The sequence below is a fragment of the Grylomicrobium aquisgranense genome, from assembly GCF_033971865.1.
Classification (GTDB): domain Bacteria; phylum Bacillota_I; class Bacilli_A; order Erysipelotrichales; family Erysipelotrichaceae; genus Bulleidia; species Bulleidia massiliensis.
This window is the reverse complement of sequence record NZ_JALBUR010000010.1, coordinates 54844-74685: the sequence shown is the minus strand read 5'-3', so window position 1 is coordinate 74685 and position 19842 is coordinate 54844. Positions and strand designations below refer to the sequence as shown.

19 protein-coding genes and 2 tRNA genes are annotated in these 19842 nt (G+C 48.2%); 13 read left to right on the top strand and 8 right to left on the bottom strand.

Annotated features, from left to right (window positions below):
• Positions 1–130 precede the first annotated feature (130 nt).
• Positions 131–1918, bottom strand: coding sequence for a 1,4-alpha-glucan branching protein GlgB (glgB, locus tag MOZ60_RS05670; RefSeq protein ID WP_370595946.1), 1788 nt, complete (start codon positions 1916–1918; stop codon positions 131–133).
• A 133-nt stretch (positions 1919–2051) separates the two neighbouring features.
• On the opposite strand from glgB, the gene MOZ60_RS05665 reads away from it, so the two are divergent.
• Both MOZ60_RS05665 and MOZ60_RS05660 read left to right on the top strand, forming a co-directional pair.
• Positions 2052–2588, top strand: a complete 537-nt coding sequence (locus tag MOZ60_RS05665; protein ID WP_277653370.1) for a TetR/AcrR family transcriptional regulator — start codon at positions 2052–2054, stop codon at positions 2586–2588.
• A gap of 26 nt (positions 2589–2614) precedes the next feature.
• Complete coding sequence (locus tag MOZ60_RS05660) at positions 2615–3517, top strand: phosphoribosylaminoimidazolesuccinocarboxamide synthase (RefSeq protein ID WP_370595945.1); 903 nt, start codon at positions 2615–2617, stop codon at positions 3515–3517.
• A 48-nt stretch (positions 3518–3565) separates the two neighbouring features.
• Here MOZ60_RS05660 and MOZ60_RS05655 read toward each other — a convergent pair whose 3' ends face one another.
• Positions 3566–4501 (bottom strand): D-2-hydroxyacid dehydrogenase, encoded by a 936-nt coding sequence (locus MOZ60_RS05655; RefSeq protein WP_370595944.1) that lies wholly within the window; start codon positions 4499–4501, stop codon positions 3566–3568.
• A gap of 85 nt (positions 4502–4586) precedes the next feature.
• Between MOZ60_RS05655 and MOZ60_RS05650 the strand changes: the two genes are divergently transcribed.
• From MOZ60_RS05650 to MOZ60_RS05630, 5 genes are all read left to right on the top strand, one after another.
• Positions 4587–5336, top strand: coding sequence for an EFR1 family ferrodoxin (locus tag MOZ60_RS05650; RefSeq protein ID WP_370595943.1), 750 nt, complete (start codon positions 4587–4589; stop codon positions 5334–5336).
• An 87-nt stretch (positions 5337–5423) separates the two neighbouring features.
• On the top strand, positions 5424–6050 hold the full coding sequence (locus tag MOZ60_RS05645) for a DUF308 domain-containing protein (RefSeq protein WP_108775065.1): 627 nt from the start codon (positions 5424–5426) through the stop codon (positions 6048–6050).
• 82 nt (positions 6051–6132) lie between these two features.
• On the top strand, positions 6133–6888 hold the full coding sequence (locus MOZ60_RS05640; RefSeq protein ID WP_370595942.1) for a prolipoprotein diacylglyceryl transferase: 756 nt from the start codon (positions 6133–6135) through the stop codon (positions 6886–6888).
• Positions 6885–7328: a ribose 5-phosphate isomerase B gene (gene rpiB, locus MOZ60_RS05635; RefSeq protein ID WP_277655250.1), complete on the top strand. Its 444-nt coding sequence runs from the start codon at positions 6885–6887 to the stop codon at positions 7326–7328. The genes MOZ60_RS05640 and rpiB overlap by 4 nt, the downstream gene beginning before the upstream one ends.
• On the top strand, positions 7328–7639 hold the full coding sequence (locus MOZ60_RS05630) for a glutaredoxin domain-containing protein (protein WP_108775062.1): 312 nt from the start codon (positions 7328–7330) through the stop codon (positions 7637–7639). The genes rpiB and MOZ60_RS05630 overlap by 1 nt, the downstream gene beginning before the upstream one ends.
• 114 nt (positions 7640–7753) lie before the next feature.
• On the opposite strand, the gene ftsH is transcribed toward MOZ60_RS05630, so the two are convergent.
• From ftsH to MOZ60_RS05615, 3 genes are all read right to left on the bottom strand, one after another.
• Entirely contained in the window at positions 7754–9574 is a 1821-nt protein-coding gene (ftsH, locus tag MOZ60_RS05625) for an ATP-dependent zinc metalloprotease FtsH (RefSeq protein ID WP_108775061.1), read from the bottom strand.
• Positions 9575–9756: 182 nt separating this feature from the next.
• Positions 9757–9830: transfer RNA gene (locus MOZ60_RS05620), tRNA-Pro, on the bottom strand.
• A 23-nt stretch (positions 9831–9853) separates the two neighbouring features.
• A tRNA-Arg gene (locus tag MOZ60_RS05615) sits at positions 9854–9927 on the bottom strand.
• A gap of 95 nt (positions 9928–10022) precedes the next feature.
• On the opposite strand from MOZ60_RS05615, the gene MOZ60_RS05610 reads away from it, so the two are divergent.
• The 6 genes from MOZ60_RS05610 to MOZ60_RS05585 all read left to right on the top strand — a co-directional run bounded on the left by MOZ60_RS05610 (position 10023) and on the right by MOZ60_RS05585 (position 14004).
• The gene (locus MOZ60_RS05610; protein ID WP_167836298.1) at positions 10023–10181 is read left to right on the top strand and encodes a hypothetical protein; all 159 of its coding nucleotides are present in this window, start codon (positions 10023–10025) and stop codon (positions 10179–10181) included.
• Positions 10182–10385: 204 nt separating this feature from the next.
• Positions 10386–11576 (top strand): hypothetical protein, encoded by a 1191-nt coding sequence (locus MOZ60_RS05605; protein WP_370595941.1) that lies wholly within the window; start codon positions 10386–10388, stop codon positions 11574–11576.
• A 63-nt stretch (positions 11577–11639) separates the two neighbouring features.
• A complete protein-coding gene (locus tag MOZ60_RS05600; protein ID WP_370595940.1) occupies positions 11640–12266 on the top strand; it encodes a pentapeptide repeat-containing protein in 627 nt (208 codons plus the stop codon).
• A gap of 305 nt (positions 12267–12571) precedes the next feature.
• On the top strand, positions 12572–13081 hold the full coding sequence (locus tag MOZ60_RS05595) for a manganese efflux pump (RefSeq protein WP_277008640.1): 510 nt from the start codon (positions 12572–12574) through the stop codon (positions 13079–13081).
• Between the two features lie 3 nt (positions 13082–13084).
• The gene (locus MOZ60_RS05590; RefSeq protein WP_277008642.1) at positions 13085–13639 is read left to right on the top strand and encodes a TetR/AcrR family transcriptional regulator C-terminal domain-containing protein; all 555 of its coding nucleotides are present in this window, start codon (positions 13085–13087) and stop codon (positions 13637–13639) included.
• A gap of 107 nt (positions 13640–13746) precedes the next feature.
• Positions 13747–14004, top strand: a complete 258-nt coding sequence (locus MOZ60_RS05585; protein ID WP_370595939.1) for a hypothetical protein — start codon at positions 13747–13749, stop codon at positions 14002–14004.
• 34 nt (positions 14005–14038) lie between these two features.
• Here MOZ60_RS05585 and MOZ60_RS05580 read toward each other — a convergent pair whose 3' ends face one another.
• The 3 genes from MOZ60_RS05580 to MOZ60_RS05570 form a co-directional block, all read right to left on the bottom strand.
• Positions 14039–14980, bottom strand: a complete 942-nt coding sequence (locus MOZ60_RS05580) for a TIGR03943 family putative permease subunit (protein ID WP_108775055.1) — start codon at positions 14978–14980, stop codon at positions 14039–14041.
• Positions 14980–16068, bottom strand: a complete 1089-nt coding sequence (locus tag MOZ60_RS05575) for a GTP-binding protein (protein WP_370595938.1) — start codon at positions 16066–16068, stop codon at positions 14980–14982. The genes MOZ60_RS05580 and MOZ60_RS05575 overlap by 1 nt, the downstream gene beginning before the upstream one ends.
• 229 nt (positions 16069–16297) lie before the next feature.
• On the bottom strand, positions 16298–19780 hold the full coding sequence (locus MOZ60_RS05570; RefSeq protein ID WP_370595937.1) for an ABC transporter ATP-binding protein/permease: 3483 nt from the start codon (positions 19778–19780) through the stop codon (positions 16298–16300).
• Positions 19781–19842 lie beyond the last annotated feature (62 nt).

Here is a 19842-nt window from a genome sequence, read left to right as displayed (position 1 = left end):
AATGCTTTGATATACATGATTCTACATAGAAATGACGCTGCTGAATAAGTTTTGGTAAAGATAATACAAAAGAAAACAAAAAAGGCCCATAACAGAGCTAATTCACATTAGCAACTGTTACAGGCCCTTGTCAGTATTCCAGATAGATCCTGGCGCTCTTGCCAGGGATCGTAATGGTGCACGTACCGTTTGCAACAAGCAGTGCGTTTTCTTTTTCCCTGAAATCAGTATGGCCATGCCAGCATTCTTCATCACTGGCTAACAGCAGTTTGATTTTCGCACCGGTCCGCCATGTATAGCGGTTGGCCAATGCGCCGCAGTTCATCACAAACACGATCGTCTGTTTTGAGGACATCCGGCGGTAGGCATAGATGCACTCATTGACTTTATCGGCATCAATCCACTGGAAGCCGCGTTCATCATAGTCCCACTCCCACAGGGCACTGTTTTCGAGATAGATCTGGTTGAGTTTCATCATGTAGTGGTGGAAGGCATCATGAATCGGATATTTGAGCATATCCCAGTCCTGCTCGCGTTTCTCATCCCATTCCCGCAGCTGGCCGATTTCGTTGCCCATGAAGCTGAGCTTCTTGCCAGGCAGGGTATACATGTAAAGATACAGTGCTCTTGCCTGGTCAAACTTGCCTTCGTACAAATCACACATCTTATTGACGATGGTGGCCTTGCCATGAACGACTTCATCATGGCTCAGGGGCAGAATGAAGTGGTCGCTGCCGGCATAGGACTGCCGGAAGGTCAGCTTGTGATAGATATCTCTGCGGTAGGCAGGATCACTCGCAAAGTACTTGAGCGTATCATTCATCCAGCCCATATCCCACTTGTAGTCAAAGCCCAGACCGCCCTTGCTTACTGGATCGGTGTCATGGGGGTAGGTGGTGCTGTCTTCGGCCATCAGGATGATGGCAGGATGGCGCACCCGCAGTTCCTGGTTCATTTCCTTCAGGAATTCAATGGCTGCCCGGTTTTCGCCGCGGCTGACATCGCCCTGCCAGTACAGCAGATTGCCGACTGCATCCATGCGCAGACCATCAAAGTGATACTGGCTGATCCAATAGTCACATGCCGACTGCAGGAAGGAACGCACCTCCGGCCGTGAAAGCATGAAGTTGTTGGAGCCCCACTGACTCTTGGTCATGTCACTGTAGGGATATTCATACAGCGGCGTACCGTCATAGCTGGCCAGGGCATAGTCATTGACCGCGAAGTGGACAAGTACAATGTCCAGAAAGACACCGATGCCGTTCTGGTGCAGGGCATCAATCAGGGTACGCAGCTGATCAGGCGTGCCATAGCGGGATGTCGGTGCATAGAAACCGGTTGCCTGATAGCCCCAGGACTGATCGCTTGGATATTCATTCAATGGCATGAACTCGACATAGTTATAGCCATTCTCCTTCAGATACGGGATCAGCAGGGGAGCCAGCTCATCATACCGGTACCAGCCGTCCTCCTTTGCATCATCCTTTTTCTTCCAGGATCCCATGTGCATCTCATAGATATTCATAGGTTTATCTTTATGGGTTGTGGCATTGCGCATCCACTTGTCATCGTGCCAGTGGTATTTTGTCAGATCCACAATGCGGCTGGCCCAGCCCGGACGCAGCTCTGCGGAAAAGCCATAGGGGTCGCAATGATCCACGATGCGGCCGTCTGCCTGTTCAATCTGGTATTTGTAGAGATCCATCGGTTTTGCATTGCCGACGCGCACCTCGAAAAACTTGCCGTCATAGACACGGTTCATTGGTGTTTTCTGCCAGTTGTTGAAGTCGCCGGTCACATAGATATTGCGGGCATTTGGCGCATAGGTGCGGAAGGTGGTGCCGTGATGATCAGGATGGGCACCAAGCCAGTTGTAGGCTTCGAATTCCTTGCCGGCATAAAAATAGTAAAAGTCCATGAAGCATCCCTCCTCATTGTATGGATTGGTTTTTTCTTCTGCTAAAACTATAATGTTCGTGTATCAGAAATACGAGCACCAGAATGCAACGATAGTCTGAAATCAGACATTTAATTTAAAGCGTTGGAGAATTATGACAGAAAGAAAGCAGACATCAAAAAGCAGAAGACGGATCCTGAATGCCTTTATTGAGCTGCGTTCACAGAAGGAACTGGAGAAGATTACAGTGGTGGAGATCTGTGAGCGGGCAGATATTAACAAGTCGACGTTCTATGTGTATTTTCATGATGTATATGATCTGAGCCGACAGATGCAGCAGGAGATCATTGACCGCATTGCGGCATCGCTGCCGGATCCTGACAATGTCATCAAGAATACAGCGCAGTTTACCCGTGATATTCTGATGGCCTATGAAGCCAACAAGCAGCAGATCCAGACGATGTTTTCCGGTTCGCAGTCTTCCCGGCTGCCGATGCTGGTCAAAGCCAAGATCCTGGAGCTGATCCAGCAGCTGCATCCTGAAATTGAGGATTCCCAGCGGCTGCGGCTGATCCTGAACTACAAGATTTATGGTGCATATTATGCATTCCTGGAAGATACGGATATGAATGAGATGGAGAAGATTGAATATATCTCAAATCTGGCTGGAGAATCCAGTTTTAACGCCTGATTGAATCAGGTTGTGGTAGGATAATCATGTTTCAAAAACTGGCAAAGGAGAAGAAGATGGAAGAATATTCACCGGTTAAAGAAGGAAAAGTACGTGAGATCTATGACATTGGCGACAAGCTTGTGATGGTGGCGACGGACCGCATTTCTGCATTTGATGTGATCCTGAAGAACAAGGTGACCAAGAAGGGAACGGTGCTGACCCAGATGTCCCGTTTCTGGTTTGACTATACGAAGGATATCGTGAAGAACCACATGGTTTCGACGGATGTCAATGATATGCCGGAATTCTTCCGTCAGCCGCAGTTTGATGGCAATTCCATGCTGTGTGAGAAGCTGACGATGCTGCCGATTGAGTGCATTGTCAGAGGCTATATCACGGGCAGCGGCTGGGCTTCCTATCAGAAGAATGGCACTGTGTGCGGCATCAAGCTGCGTGATGGCCTGAAAGAGTGCGAGAAGCTGGATGAGCCGATCTATACACCAAGCACCAAGGCTGAGATTGGTGATCATGATGAAAACATCTCCTTTGAACAGTCCATCGATGTTCTGGAGAAGAGGTTCCCGGGCCATGGTGCAGAATATGCCGCCAAGATCCGTGACTATACGATTGCCCTGTACCGCAAATGTGCAGACTATGCTTTGACAAGAGGCATCATCATTGCGGATACAAAGTTTGAGTTTGGCCTGGACAAGGATGGCAATGTGGTGCTTGGTGATGAGATGCTCACACCGGATTCCAGCCGTTTCTGGCCGCTCGATGGCTATGCGCCTGGCCACAGCCAGCCTTCCTTTGACAAGCAGTTTGTCCGTGACTGGCTCAAGGCTCATCCGGACAGCGACTACAACCTGCCGCAGGATGTCATTGACAAGACCATTGCCAAATACAAGGAAGCCTACCACCTGTTAACAGGTTTTGAAATCAAGTAAGAGGTACACAAAAAGCATGGATGATCCCATGCTTTTATTGTGGCTTGATCAGTAGCCAAGCTTTCTGTCTACTGTATGGTGCAGCGGTTCACCTGCAAGATATCTTTTCAGATTGTCTGCAAAGATGGAAAGAACCCTGTCATAGGTGACTTCTGCATTGAACCTTCCGGCAATGTGCGGTGTGCATAACGTGTGGGGCAGATTCCAGAGCGGATTGTTCTTTGGCAGCGGTTCGTGCTCGAACACATCCAGGCACACACCGGCAAAGTGATCGTTCTTCTGCAGAGGGATCAGGGCTGTCTCATCAATGGCACTGCCTCTGCCGACATTGATCAGGATACTGCCTGGTTTGGTTAATGCCAGGTGCTCCTTGTTCATGATATGAATGGTATCCGGTGTCTGCGGCAGAGACATGGCAATCACATCTGCTTCTGGCAGCAGCTTTTCCAGATCCTGGATTTCATACTGCTCATCAAAGCCTTCCGGCAGTTCCCTGATGTGCCTGCGTACACCAATGACATGGGCACCCAGTGCTTTGACTTTCTTTGCAAAGTGCGTGCCGATGTCCCCCATGCCCAGACACAGCACATGCAGCTGCGAGATGGTTCTGACAGATCCAAGATTGACCCAGTCATGGCTTTTCTGCAGATCTTCATAGTCATCCAGTTTCTTCAATGTCCGCAGCATGCAGGCAAGCATGTATTCAGAAATAGCAGGGCCATATGCACCTGAGGCATTGGTCAGGACAAAATCACCAGGCAGCTTTGCATAGGCATCTGCACCAGCTGAATCCAGCTGCAGCCACTTCAGCTTTGTGCAGCCGGCAAGACGGGCAGGCGGTACATTGCCCATGATCACTTCAGCCTCCATCAGCTGTGCATCCGTGACCTCTTTCCTTGAAACAAAGGTGATATCTTCACCGGCAAGGTCTGTAAAGCATTGCTTCTTTTCTTCCGGTATTTCGGTGACAAACAAGATTTTCATAGTGGACTCCTTTGCGGATATCTTAGCACAGCATCTTTCTGCACTGCCACCATGGTAAAATATAGATAGAAAACGGGGTGGAAAAATGATTCTGTATTTTTCAGCAGAAGGCAACAGTGCCTATGCGGCAAAGAAGATCGCAGCTGCCATGCATGACCATGTGGTGTCAATGGAGAAGTGTGATCCGGTGCTGTCTCTGCAGGAAGATGAGATGCTTGGCATTGTGACGCCAACATACTTCTGGCAGCTACCATCATTTGTCAGAGCATTCCTGGAACGTCTGCAGCTTGCTGGCAGTCACCAATCTCCGTATGTATTTCTGGTGGCAAGCTATGGCACAACACCGGGCTTTACCGGCGAAGATGCCAGAAGGCTGCTCGCTGCCCGCGGCATTCATATGAGCAGTGCGTTCAGTGTGCACATGCCGGATACCTGGACGCCTGTGTTTGATCTGCATGATCCTGAGAAAGTGAAGAAGATCAATCAGAAAGCAGATGCTGAGATTGAACGGGTGATCGCCAAAATAACAGCGCACATTACCGGCAATCAGATGGCACGCAGAATACCATATCTGATGCACCGTCTGGCGGATCCTGCCTACAGCAAAGCTAGAAGAACCAGCCATTTCCATGTGGAAGATACATGTATTGGCTGCCATCTGTGTGAAAGAAACTGTCCGGTGCAGGCCATCCAGATCAAAGATGGAAAACCGGTATGGGTGAAGGAACAGTGTGTGCTGTGTCTTCGCTGTCTGCATCACTGTCCTAAGTTTGCAATTCAGTATGGCGATGGCAGCACGAAAAAACACGGGCAGTATCACCATCCGGACATCTGATGCAGAATTTCATACGAAATGAGATATCTGTATCTGTTTTCTGCAATGCATGCAGGTGTAATACAATAATGAAAAAGAGGTAAGAATATGAAAGAACTGAAGTGGAGTGCAATCTGGGAAGGCATTATTCTGCTGGTGCTTGGGATTCTGCTTGTTTGTTTCCCGAAAGCCAGTGCATCTGTGGTATGCACATTGATCGGCATCGGCTGCCTGATTGGCGGTGTTGTGTGCATCATCAACTACTGCATGATCGATGTGCGTGATATCTTTTACCGCAATGATCTGGTCATGGGCATCTTCCTGATCCTGTTTGGCTTACTGGCTTTATACAAGAAGAATGTGCTGGCAGAGATTCTGCCGATCATTTTCGGCCTGGTGATTCTGATCTCAGGTCTTGTCAAAGTACAGAGTGCTTCGGTTGCCAAGAGAATCGGCTATCATGGTGCCAATGCCTATACGATTCTTGGCGTGATTTCCATCATTCTCGGTGTGATCATCATGTTCTTCCTGCCGGGCAGCGTGGCAACGGAAACACTGTTTATCGTCATTGGCATCGGCATGATCTACTCTGGTATTTCTGATCTGTATGTGACCTGCTTCCTTTCCAGCAAATATAAGAAGTTCATCAGGGCCTGGAAGGAAAAGATGGGTGAGCCAAAGGTCATTGATGCGGAAGTAACAGATGAACATGACGATGATTCCGATGATCAATAATAGATGCGGAACGGGAAGGCAGCGGGCTCGCTGCTTTTCTTTTTTGACAAGTAGGGTATGATAATGGGCAGGGAGGATTTTTATGTACAATAACTGGCTGACAATCGGTCCGATTACGATTCATGGCTATGGTGTCATGATTGCCATTGGCATTCTTGTGGCAGTATGGCTTGCTGAAAAACTGGCCAAGCAGCACGGACTGGATGGCTCGAAGATTGAAGGCATTGCGATCTCGGGGGTCATCTCCGGTTTCTTTTTCTCAAAAGTAACCTATATCCTGACTGTGTTCCCGCAGTTTCTGAAGGATCCCGCCGCCGTGCTTGGCACTTCCGGCTGGGTCGTCTATGGCGGCATTCTGGGCGGTATTCTTGGCGCCGGACTGTACTGCCGCGCAAAGCATCTGGCCTTCATGAAGTATTTTAATGTTGTCATGCCGACGGTTGCTCTGGCACAGGCATTCGGACGCATCGGCTGTTTCTTTGCCGGATGCTGCTATGGCGTTGAAACACACAGCCATTTTGCCCTGACATTCCCAGGCGGGTCACTGGCACCGGCTGGTGTACCGCTGGTACCAACCCAGCTGCTGTCATCGTTTGGCGACTTTGTCCTGTTTGTGATCCTGTATCAGGCACTCAAGAATCCAAAAACGGAAAACAAAGTGGCTGCCCTGTATTTGATTCTTTACAGCATCGGCCGGTTCCTGATCGAATTTGTGCGCGGTGATATCATCCGCGGCAAGATCGGGATTCTGTCTACATCTCAGTTTATTGCCATCTGGGTATTGCTGGCTGGCATCATCATGTATATTTATCTTGGAAAGAAGGAGAAAAAGGCATGAAAGTAGGAATTGCGAATGATCACGCAGCGCCGGAAATGAAGAAGGAGCTGATGGCGTATCTGCAGGAAAAAGGGTATGAAGTTGTCAACTATGGCACCGATACAGATGCCTCTGTGGACTATCCGGATTATGGCCTGAAGCTGGCCAGGGCTGTGGCAGCAGGTGAAGTTGACCGCGGTATTGCCATCTGCGGCACAGGCGTTGGCATGTCCATTGTCTGCAACAAAGTCAAAGGTGTGCGCTGTGTGCACTGCTCAGAGACATTCTCCGCAGAGTATGGCCGCCGTCATAATGATGCCAATGTGGTTGCCTTTGGTGCCCGTGTGATTGGCATGGGTGTTGCCAAGCAGATTGTGGATGTCTTTCTGACGACAGAGTTTGAAGGCGGCAGACATCAGCGCCGTGTTGACAAGATCAAGGCTATTGAAGAGGAACAGTAATGGTAAAAGTATATGGAAGCCCGCTGTGTCCGGACTGCCGGGCATGCAAGGCAAGCCTGGATGCCAGCGGTATTACGTATGACTTTGTGGATGTGACAGGATCCATGCCGAATCTGAAGGCATTTCTTGCAATCCGTGACAATAACAGCCTGTTTGATGAAGTCAGGGCAAATCACAGTGTTGGTATTCCCTGCCTGGTCAATGAGGATGGCTCTATGACACTGGATTGGGAAGGCTGGATGAAGGCACACAATGGAAAGATTGTGCAGCCGGTGGAGGCCTGCTCCCTGGATCACAAAGGAAATTGCTGAAGAAACATATGACGGTATAGGTGCAGATCGCCTGTACCGTTTTTCTTTTGCCAAGAGAAAAACAGCCATGAGAGAATGATCTCTTTCATGGCTGCTTGAATGAATCAATCTTGATTATGATGCCTGAGCAGGCAGGGCATTGTCCTTTCCCTGGTTGAGCAGGTTCATGAACTCTTCACCAGTGATCGTTTCTTTCTCATACAGATAGGAAGCGATGCGGTCAAGATCATCCATGTGGTCTTCCAGCATCTTCTTTGCCTTGTCATGCTGGGATTTGACCAGTTCCACGACCTTGGCGTCAATCACGGCAGCAGTATCATCCGAGCATGCCAGGGAAGCATCAGATCCAAGATACTTGTTATTGATGGATTCCATGGCAACCATATCGAAGTCATCTGACATACCATACTGGGTAATCATGGCACGGGCAATCTTGGTTGCTTTTTCGATATCGTTGGAAGCACCGGTTGTGATGGAGTGGAACTTGACTTCCTCAGCAGCACGGCCGCCGGTCAGCGTGGCAATCTGATTCATCAGTTCATCTTTTGTATACAGGTAGTGATTGCCCTGCTCAATCTGCATCGTATAGCCCAATGCACCGGATGTACGCGGAATAATCGTGATCTTCTGGACTGGTGCACTGTGTGTCTGCAGGGCAGCTACCAGAGCGTGGCCAACCTCGTGATAGGAAACAATCTTCTTCTCCTGCGGGGTCATGACGGCATTCTTCTTCTGATAGCCGGCAAAGACGACTTCAATGCTTTCTTCCATATCTGTCTGGGTGACAGTATCACGGTTCTGACGGACAGCTCTCAGAGCTGCTTCATTGACGATGTTGGCAAGCTCAGCACCGGAAGCACCGGATGCCATTCTGGCAATCGTGTTGTAGTTGATATCCGGATCACACTTGACCTTCTTGGCATGAACTTTGAGGATTTCCTCACGTCCCTTGAGATCAGGAAGCTCTACCGGTACACGGCGGTCGAAACGGCCCGGACGCAGCAGGGCAGGATCCAGAGATTCCGGACGGTTGGTCGCAGCCAGGATGACAACACCTGTGTTGGCTTCGAAGCCATCCATTTCGGTTAACAACTGGTTGAGTGTCTGTTCACGCTCATCGTTGCCGCCGGAGATGTTGCCGGCAGAACGCTTGCCGCCAATGGCATCGATCTCATCGATGAAGACGATACATGGAGCCTTTTCCTTGGCCTGCTTGAACAGGTCACGGACTTTGGAAGCACCCATACCAACAAACATTTCGACGAATTCAGAACCGGAGATAGAGAAGAACGGAACGTCGGATTCACCGGCAACGGCTTTGGCAAGCATCGTTTTGCCGGTTCCCGGAGGACCTACCAGCAGGATGCCCTTTGGCATCTTGGCACCGATCTTCTTGTACTTGCTTGGATCTTTGAGATAGTGGACGATTTCCATCAGGGAATCCTTGGCTTCATCTTCACCTGCCACATCCGAGAAGCGGATACCTTGCTGGGATTTGACATAGACACGGGCATTGGATTTGCCGATGTTGAAGCTCATGGCACCGCCGCCGTTTCCTCCACCGGTCATGCGCCGCATGAGCAGACGCCAGAAGGCCATTGCAATGACCAGAGGCACGATCCACTCAAGCAGGAATTCAACAATCGGAGAAGTCTGTTCCTGGATATCGGCTGTGAAGGTTACATTGTGTTCTGACAGACGCTCGGTCAAATTGGGATCATCCATCTTGCCGGTCTTATAAACAGTGTCGCCTTCTTTGAGTGTATACAGAATCTGATTCTCCTGTACTTCTACCTCCTTGACATCATCACTGTTTGTGGAATCGATGAACTCACTGTAGTTCTTCGAGACAACCTGGGCTTCCTTATAGGAAGGATAGGCAAACAGGTTCACGATCACCATCAGTAACATAATGATGGCGAAGTAGTAGAGCATAGGTTTCTTGTGCTGATCGTTATTGATATGAACCACCTTCTTTCAATAGGGCAATTTCATATTAGCACACTAATTACAGGAGTGCTAATTTTCTGCCTGAATTCTGTGTGAACAGTACACGGAATATATGATTAATGATACTTGAGAAAAGAGAAAAGAAAAAGGCTTTACAGCCTTTCAGGTCGGGATAACGGGATTTGAACCCATGACCTCTTCGTCCCTAACGAAGCGCGCTACCAAACTGCGCTATATCCCGGATCTATAAATGGATAAGACAGGCGTCCTCAGGCGGATTCGAACCGCCGACCTTCCGCTTAGGAGGCGGACGCTCTATCCAGCTGAGCTATGAGGACAACGCTTATATATTATACCGGTAAAAAGTGAGATTTCAACAACCGTGTTCAGGAGGGAGGGGCTGTGCTAGAATAGCCTGCAGGAGGATACTGCTTTGAAGAAAATCATTCTGATGGCAGTGCTTGTCATCTGTGCTGTTGTCTCACTTATATCAGGATTAAGCGCTGTAAATAAAGCTGTTGTGGTAGCTGTGTGTGCCTTTGGTTGCTTCTATGTGGCAAAACTGGACACGCCGAAGCAGGATCAGAAATGATCCTCTTTTTTTGCTTTCAGCGCTGTGAGTAATATCGTTTTTCTTTTATGGAAGCGGTATCAGGAATATATACAGACATATTGTACAGAAATAGTGAGTATGCGATCATAATACTCACTACGAATAATAATATACGATATAATACTCAAAAAAGTAATAATATGAAAGCTAGTATAAAGGTGCGGAAAGTAGGAGGGTACAGATATGGATATCAGAAAGATTGGAATTGGTGCTGTTGCATTGACAGCGGCTGTTACCGGCGGTTATCGGATGAATCAGAATCATCTGAAGAAAGTATCGCTGGCAGATATGCATGAAAATGCGGATGTGGTGTTTGACACAGACAGTGCAGATACCTATTCGTATGGGCAGGGCAGTTTGGATCCGATGGATGCCATTTCCTATGTCAATACAGATTATGATTACACATTGACAGCGGATACGGACAGCATTGATCTTTCCAAGCTTGGCTCTACAACAGTGACATATACACTGACTGTCACAGATCAGTATGGTCAGCAGGATACAAGAACATTCTCAAAGGTGTTTACCGTTGAGGATGATGAGGCTCCGGTCATTACATTGAATCAGGATGCAGTCGGCCTGGTGAAGGGAACGGATTATGATCCGGCTTCCAACATTGCCTCAGTCACAGACAATGTAGATCAGAATGTCACGTATACGCTGGATGGCAGTGTGGATCCAAATACGGATGGTGTCTATTCCATTAATGTCAAGGCTACAGACAGCAGCGGTAATGAAGCAGAAACATTCTTCATCGTGACGGTGAGTGATGATCAGGATACAGCTGATAAAGTACAGTCAGCTGTGACAACAGCAATGGCAAACAGTGCCAGCACATCAGATGTTTCCTCTGCTGCAGCAAGTGCACAGTCTGCAGCCCAGGCAAGTGCTCAGCAGGCAGCGCAGCAGGCTGCTGAACAGGCCGCAAGAGAAGCAGCCGAAGCTGCGGCGAGACAGGCGGCAGAAGAAGCTGCCCGTCAGGCCGCTGAGGAAGCAGCCAGAAATGCCCTTGGCACAGCCGGCAGAATCGACTGCAACGGATATGGTGCAAAGCTGTACAGTGCAAGCTTGTTTGGGAATATCCAGTCGGTGATCAATGCGGCTGATTCAGCTGCATATGATGCCAGCTACGGCTACATCGCGGATCATGCCAGCCAGGGATTCAAAGCAGTATTCTCCGTTGGCTCTGTCATGAAGTGGACACATGCGGATGGTTCTGTGAGCTATCTGACATGCCAGGCTGTCAAGTATGAATCCGGCAATACGAGCTGGGTATCTGATGATGGCACCAACTGTCTGGTACATTCCGGCTATTCCCTCGTGACACAGACATGCAATGGCAATGGTCTGATGTTCGCTTTCTGGAATTAAGCTTTTTACAAGAATCTTTACAAACAGCGGTGATGAGCCGCTGTTTTTGCTATTATGGGACATATGAAGAAAACAGATGTTGATCAGCCGGTGTTTGATGCAGAATGTCAGTTGATGAAAGAAACAGAGATTGAGGGCAGCCGCACTGATGCAGGAACGTTTGCACATACTGCCTTTGTTCTGGAACATGAAGGCCATGCCTTTTACCAGTGTGTTTTTGATCATGTGACAATCACGCCGTCCATGCGCAGTGCCATGTTTGTGGACTGTATATTTATGCATTGTGATTTCTCCAATGCCAGCTTTCAGGAAACAGTGCTGCGCAGATGCTGCCTTTCAAACTGCCGGCTGACCGGCACCGACTTTTCCAACAGTATCTTTCAGGATGTTCTGTTTGCGGACTGTCATCTTGGCTATGGCAACTTCTGTGGCAGTAAGCTGAAATGGGTGCGCTTTTCTGCGTGTATGATGAAGGACAGCGCTTTTTCACTTGGCAGCCAGAATCATCTGCATTTCACCAGGTGTGATCTTTCCGGCGCAGAGTTTCTGCAGATGCCTTTGAAAGACATTGACTTTACGGATGACACCATCGATGGCTTCAGCGTGAATACGGAATGTCTGCGCGGTGCGATCATGAGCCAGGAACAGGCGGCTGCCTGTGCCCGTCTGCTTGGCATCATTGTCAGATGACATTTCACAAAACTTTCACAATATACGCATCATTCTTTCATCATTGATGCGTAAACTATAAGCGTAATCACAAAATGATAATTAGATTTCTTTCCCTCCCTTTGAAAACTGTGAGCTTGTGCCAGCAGGCTCCTTTTTTTTTGCCTTGGCAAAATCATGAACAATCAAACCTGATTGTATAGCCACTTTACATTTGCAGGCATATACAATGTCACTTGTCTTAATGAGCGATGACAGGAGGCTTGCTGGTCATGACGAAAGCTTTGTTAATATTAATTGGACTTTCCTTGGATGGGTTTATTGCTATGATGCAGACAGGAGCCACACTGCGTGACTGTTCCCTTGGCAAGCGGGCATGGTATGCACTGATTTATGCAGGCGTAGGGGCATGTGCAGTCTTTGTCGGCTATATTCTGGCCGCCATGTTCAAGAACATCATGAATGCACCAGCTGAAATGGCAACTGCGAGCCTGATCATCTTTTTCCTTGGTTTGACGGTGATCTTCAAGAGCGTGCATGGCAGCGGCTATGTAGAAAAGCTGGATCCGGATTTCAATGGAAAGAAGATGGCACGCCTGAGTGCATTTACCAATATTGATACGATGGTTCTGATGGCTGGTTTTTCCTTTATGGGGCTGTATCTGAGCTATGCTATGATCAGTGTTCTGGTGATCAGTTTTCTGACGGTTTTCATTGCCTTGACGATCGGATATAATCTAGGGGCAAGCTACCAGAAGCCGGTGGGAATTTCCGGAGGAACGCTGATGATCTTCTTCAGCATCTGGATTCTTGCAAACTACGTAATCATGAGGTAATGGATGGAGTATCGCAGAGGGATTATGAAGACGTCCCTGTCAGAGAACCTGCGGGTTCTGATGACCAGAAAGCTGTTTGAGAAGATTACAATCAAGCAGATCTGTGATGAAACAGGGGTCATCCGGGCAACGTTTTATAACTATTTTGATGATAAATATGACTGTCTGAACTGGATTGTGCATACAGATCTGCTGGGAGACAAGCAGGCAATGGTGACAGGTAATTTTGACCTGTTCATCAATTCTGCTTTTAACAACATCGAAAAGAACAGAGAGTTTTACCGTGCTGCCTACAATGTGACAGGGCAGAACAGCTTTGAGGATATGATCCGCTCCAATCTGAGCGATGCAATCATACAGTTTTTTGATGAAAACCGGAAAATGGATTATCTGCCTGCCTACAGCAATGAGATTCTGGCACGGTATTATGCTGAGGGCTTTGCGTTCATCATCCGCCAGTTTGTCTTTGACTCTACCGGGGCCAGTGTATCTTCCTACCGCCGGATGGTCTTTGATCTTCTGAATCATTCTTTCTCTGACTATGTTGCCCGCCGCTGACGATGGACTGACATAGTTTTTTTCTTTTGTCTTTTTGACTGCTGTACCTGAACAGGCACAGCAGCTTTTCTTTCTGGCTTTACGCTTTAGTCAGAAAGAGGGCAGAGATGACAGAGACAGGATACTGGCAGCAGAAGTATGCAAAGGGACAGACGGTATTTATTATTCAGTCAAAGCTGTATCTGCGGCAGGCAGAGGTATTGCATTACCGGGATGGTTTCTATGTGATCCGCTTTGCGGACAGCAATGGCGGTGTCTGTCTGCGCCAGAGCCGTTTGTATGGCTCAAAGGATGCGGCAGAGACAGTCATTGAAAAGGCAAAGAAGGATGCCTGGCGCATCCGCTACAAGGAGTGGATGCGCTAAAAAAACAGGGGCTGGTTTTCCAGCTCCTGTTTGCTTAACTGAACGTAACGTATTCCTGTTCCGGCTTATGATAGCGGCGCACAAGATCCGCATACAGGACAACAGTCTTCATGCCATTGTCACCCTCAATAGGCTTCAGTGTGCCTTCGACCTCAATCCAGTCGCCTTTCTTCATTTCCCAGATCTTGACGCCCGTGACGGTAATGCCGCAGAGGCTTGTATCCTGGGCACAGCAGACCATGGCTCTTCTGCCAAGAATGAATGTCTGCTTATAGCCGGGAATATTCTCAGCATAATAGCCGCGCAGAATGATCTTCTTGCCGGCGTACTTGTCCGGATTCTCGACACAGTCCATGTACCAGATGCCATAGTCATCATCTGCAACGTCGATGACCGGGGCATTGAGATCAAAGGGAAGAAGTCCCTGCTTGAGATTCACCTGGGCACCAAACGGGCCTTCCCAGAAGATCTGTGCTCTTCTGTTAATGGCTTTGATGTTGCCGCGGATCATGCGGGCATTGGTATCTTCAGTGCATCTGTTGACGATGACTGTATCAGAATAGCGCAGCTGCTCAAACAGCATGGAGCGCATGGCGTTGATGTACAGTTCAAAGGTTGTGGCATCTACCGGTGTCAATACCTGAACCAGCGGCCAGGAATCACCAAGGCCGTTAAGGAAGGATTCCGGTACGGGCATCGTGCCGTTCCATTCGATGAATACCTGGGAAGGGTGGTAGATGACATCCAGTTCATGAATCTTCTCCGGTGTCAGTACAGAAGCGTCCTCATAGTATTCCACAAACAGATGGTGAGCATTACAGAAGGCTTCATCATAGGATACCTCGCCCTGCTCAAAGCATAACAGCAGTGTTCTTTCAATGCCTTCCATGAAGCCGGTATCGTTCATGCAGTCCTTGATGAGGGTTGTCTTGCCGGCATCCAGGAAGCCTGTAAAAAGATAGACGGGAACAGCCATTACTTCACTCCAAACAACTTCTTCATCAGCTCGACATCAACCTTTTCACCAATGACAGTGATCAGGCCAGTATAGGCAGGAGAACCCTTGCGGATATCTGTATCACCCGGCACATAGTCGAAGAACAGCCAGCCGCCGTCCTTGTCCGGGACAATACCTTTGGCCCGCACGATATTGTCGCCAAGACCCTGCAGGGCACTCTCAATGTCTTCTTTGCTGTAATGGTTGATGGTTTCAATGCCGATGGAATCAAACACTTCATCCGCATCATGCCCGCCATGGTGGTGATGATGGTGATGGTGATGCTCACCATGTTCTTCCTCACCCAGATGGATGACATTGCCTGCACTTAAGCCGGCATTGGCAGCTGCTCTTCTTTCATCATCTTCATGATGGTGCTCGTCATGTTCATGCTCGTGTTCATGATCATGCTCGTGATCATGGTCATCATCATCGTCGTCATCGTCATCATCATCCGCAAGTACGGAAGGAATGGCGCTGGCAGAGCCTTCCATCGCTTCCAGAATCGCATTGCCGGACAGCTCATCCCATGGCGTTGTGATGACTCTGGCCTTGTCATTCAGTTCATGAATGATATCGAGATCCTTCTGGACAGTGTCATCATTGCAAAGCTGGGTGCGGGACAGGATGATGCAGGCAGCAGAGGCAATCTGATCATCGAAGAACTCACGGAAGTTCTTGTGGTAGATGGCACAGCGCTTGGCATCCACGACGGTGCTGCGGCTGTTGACTTCCAGGCCTTCAACGCTGTTGACAATGTGCAGGATGTCAGACAGCTTGCCGACACCAGACGGCTCAATGATGATGCGGTCCGGATTGTACTGCTGCAGAACCTTCTTCAGTGCCTGCTGGAAATCACCCTGCAGGGTGCAGCAGATACAGCCGCCGTTGACTTCATTGATAATGATGCCGGCCTCCTTGAGGAACCCGCCATCGATACCGATCTCACCAAACTCATTCTCGACAAGGACGACTTTCTGTCCCTGCAGAGATTCCTTTAATAATTTCTGTATCAGAGTTGTTTTGCCGGCGCCGAGAAAGCCGGAAATAATATCTACTTTGCTCATGTAACTCACTCCTTTTCAGTAACCTTTATTATTATAGGCAGTCTGTCAATTTCTCAAAATGAAGTGCTGTTTTTTACAAAATCAAAAAATTGAATGTATGTTATTCCATTATCCATACCGACTGAAAAGAATTTGACTGTGTGGAATGATTGAAGTGAACCCCCTAAGTTGGACAACAACCTAGGGGGTTCACTTCAGTCCTTGTGGAAATCAGTCCCTTTTATGTGGGTTATTCAGATCTCAGTGCTGCTACGGGGTCGCTCTTTGCGGCTTTGCGTGATGGCAGCAGTCCTGCGAGAAGTGTTAACAGGATGGATAGTGCGATGAGGCCGATGGCTGCTGTAATTGGCAGGGAGGCGTTGATTTCTGTGGTGGAGAGAACATGGTGGATGATTTTGTTGCCTGGGATCAGGATGAGCAGGGCAGCAGTGATGCCGATGATGCCGGCTAATGCTCCTGTGATGAATGTTTCTGCGTTGAAGACTTCGGTAATGTTATGTTTGCTGGCACCGAGTGCTCTGAGAATGCCAATCTCTTTTCGTCTTTCCAGTACGGAGATGTAGGTGATAACACCGATCATGATAGAGGATACGATCAGGGAGATGGCTACAAAGGCAATCAGGACAAGGGATATTGTGTTGATGATGTCGGTGACGGATTTCATCATGGTGGCGACAAGGTCTGTGTAGATGATGACTTTGTCATTCTGGCCGCTGTCTTTCATTTGCTGGTTGTAGTCATTCAGGACATTCTTGATTGTGGTCTTGGCATCAAAGTCATTGGGATAGATATCAATTTCCGTTGGCTTGTTGAGATCTGCATATCCCAATGTTGCAAGGTTGGATTGTGCGGTTGTCTTTGTTGTGGACAGCATGCTTGACAGCATTGACTGCAGGCTGGATGCACTTGTGTTGATATGGATCATGTTGGCAAACGCATTCGTGTCAATATTGAACATGTTGGACATCTGTGACATCAGGCTTGTCATGCTGCTGGACATGGTATCTGACAGTTGTGTCATAACCTGGCTCATGACATTTGTCATTGCATTCTGGATCTGATCTGCAATGGTATTGCTGTAATTGCTCATGGAATCATTGAATTCCTGCACAAAGGCATTCTGCAGAGCATCCAGATCGATGAACTTGTTAATGTCTTTCTTCAGGACATCTGATGCCAGTTCTGAGCTCATCCAGGTCTGGAAGGAGCTGATCACATCATCTGTTGATACAGCACCTTCAGTTTTCTTAGCGTAGTCGTTGTAGCTGTTGGTGAAGGCTGAGATGATGTTTTTGATATCATCATCACTCAGATCAAGATTACTGATGGCATCCTTCATCTTTGTTCCTTCATCCTGCATGGTCTTTCTGGTGCTGTCATCAGAGAGGTATGCTTCTAACTGCTCTGCAAATGTTTTGTCAGCCAGGTTGTTTTTGATCACATACTTCGGGAAGCCTTCCATGATGCTTGTGATGACTTTCTGCAGGTTATCCGGCTGTAAGGTGCCGCTGGCATCTTTCTGAATGATCGCCGCCACAGCCTGTTTGAATGCCTCTTTTCCTTCATCCGACTGGATCCAGCTGGAGAAGGAAGAGGTAAAACCTGAAAGTGTATCGGGATTCTGGCTTGTATAGCTTTGGTAGAGATCTGTGAATAATGTTTTCAGATTATCCTGGGTGATGGTCAGATTGGCTTTTTTCAGGATGTTGTTGAGCTGATCTGTTGTAAACTGCGGGGTGGCTTTCTGCAGTGCATTGGTGTCAATCAGATTTGAAAGATCAATGTTATCGAAATTCAGCTGGCCTGGATCAAAGTCAAGCTGCAGGTTATCAGGATTGATACTGAAGGCATTGGTCAATGCATCGGTATCTACTGAGATCAGATTTTCCAGAGAGAAGTCACTGTTTTTTTCATCATTGAACGACTTGTTGGTGAAGATATTGATGCTGGGATTGGCAAGCTGTGCCTTGACGGCATCAGACTGTGATGCCCGTTTGATGACTTCCTGGGTCAGATCATTGGTATAGCCGACACCGGTGGAAAGGCTTGTGACTTTGACATCACTCTTAGGCACTGCCACACCAACGATAGTGAGATCAATGCCATTGTTTACTGCATTTTTCAATGTCTCTTCATCAGAGCTGTTGTCGACATAGACATTGTTTTCTGCGTTGTACTGATACAGATCACTTGGTGAGATAACTTTGAAGCTGCAGCCAATGAATTTGTCATAGCTGTAAATGTTGTTATCTTCTGTTATTGAAACAGCCTTGTTGTTTTCCTGATCCTGCTGGATCTTTTCATACTCGCTGTAATCCTTGATGCCAAGCTCATACAGCAGTGTATCGTTGATGGAGCCATCATTGTTCAATACCAGTATTGCTTCATTGGCATTGGCTGGCCAATGGCCTGTTTCCAGATTGTACTGGTCACTGTAAAGATCTGAGGCCGCTGGCAGTTGGTAAAAATCAGAACTGCTGCCCGAGAAGCTCATCATCATGCTGGAAGAAGCATTTGCACTGACCAGATAGTCCTTGTCATTCTGGACAAGATAGATTCTCGGGGTGATGCCATATTTGTATTCAATCGCTCTGGCATGATCCTGGATCGTTTCATTGCTTTCCAGATACGTCTTCAATGAAGACAGGTCATTGTCAGATGTTTCCTGGCTCTGCCTTGCCAGTGTGTTTTTTACCTGTGCGCCAGTGGCATCGGGATCGGCAGTGGCACTCATCTGACTTTCGGAATCACTCCTGGCACCGTTGATCATGGCATCCATATCCATGCCAAGCTCATTGATCTGCAGGGGATATTCACTCATAGTTTCGCGTTCTGTTCTGCGGATGTAGATCTGGACGCCATTGGAGATGGACATGATCAGGGCAATGCCGATGATGCCGATGGAACCGGCAATGGAGACCAGCAGGGTCCTGGCTTTCTTGGTGCGCAGGTTCTGGAAGGACAGCTGCAGGGCGGTCAGAAAGTTCATGGAAGACTTGCCGGTCTTTTTAACAATGGCCTGTTCATTCTCGATGATATATGGATTGGTATCCTTGATCAGATGACCGTCTTTGATGGTAATGATTCTGGTGGCATACTGATGGGCAAGATCGGGATTATGGGTGACCATGACAACCAGTCTGTCCCTGGCAACTTCCTTGAGCAGTTCCATGACCTGAATGCTTGTTTCGGAATCAAGGGCGCCGGTAGGTTCATCTGCCAGGACGATCTGTGGATCATTGACCAGGGCTCTGGCAATGGCGACGCGCTGCATCTGGCCGCCTGACAATTGGGCGGGCTTCTTGTGGATCTGGTTTCCGAGACCCACTTTTTCCAATGCTTTGACTGCCCGGTCATGGCGTTCTTTGCCGGAAATGCCGGAAATTGTCAGGGCAAGCTCGACATTGGCAAGAATGGTCTGATGGGGAATGAGATTATAGCTCTGGAAGACAAAGCCGATCATGTGGTTGCGATAATAGTCCCAATCCTTATCTTTATATTTACGGGTTGTCAGGCCGTTGATGATGAGTTCGCCGCTGTCATAGCGGTCTAAGCCGCCGATGACATTGAGCAGGGTTGTCTTTCCGGATCCGGAAGGGCCAAGAATCGCGACAAACTCATTGTCGCGCAGATTGACGCTGACCCCATCCAGTGCTTTCTGAACCAGATCCCCGGTTCTGTATTCCTTTTTGACATTTCTGATCTGCAGCATACCCAAAACCTCCTGTTGCGTTCCATAGTGTAGCATGTTCACAGCCGGTTTGTTCTTAAGAA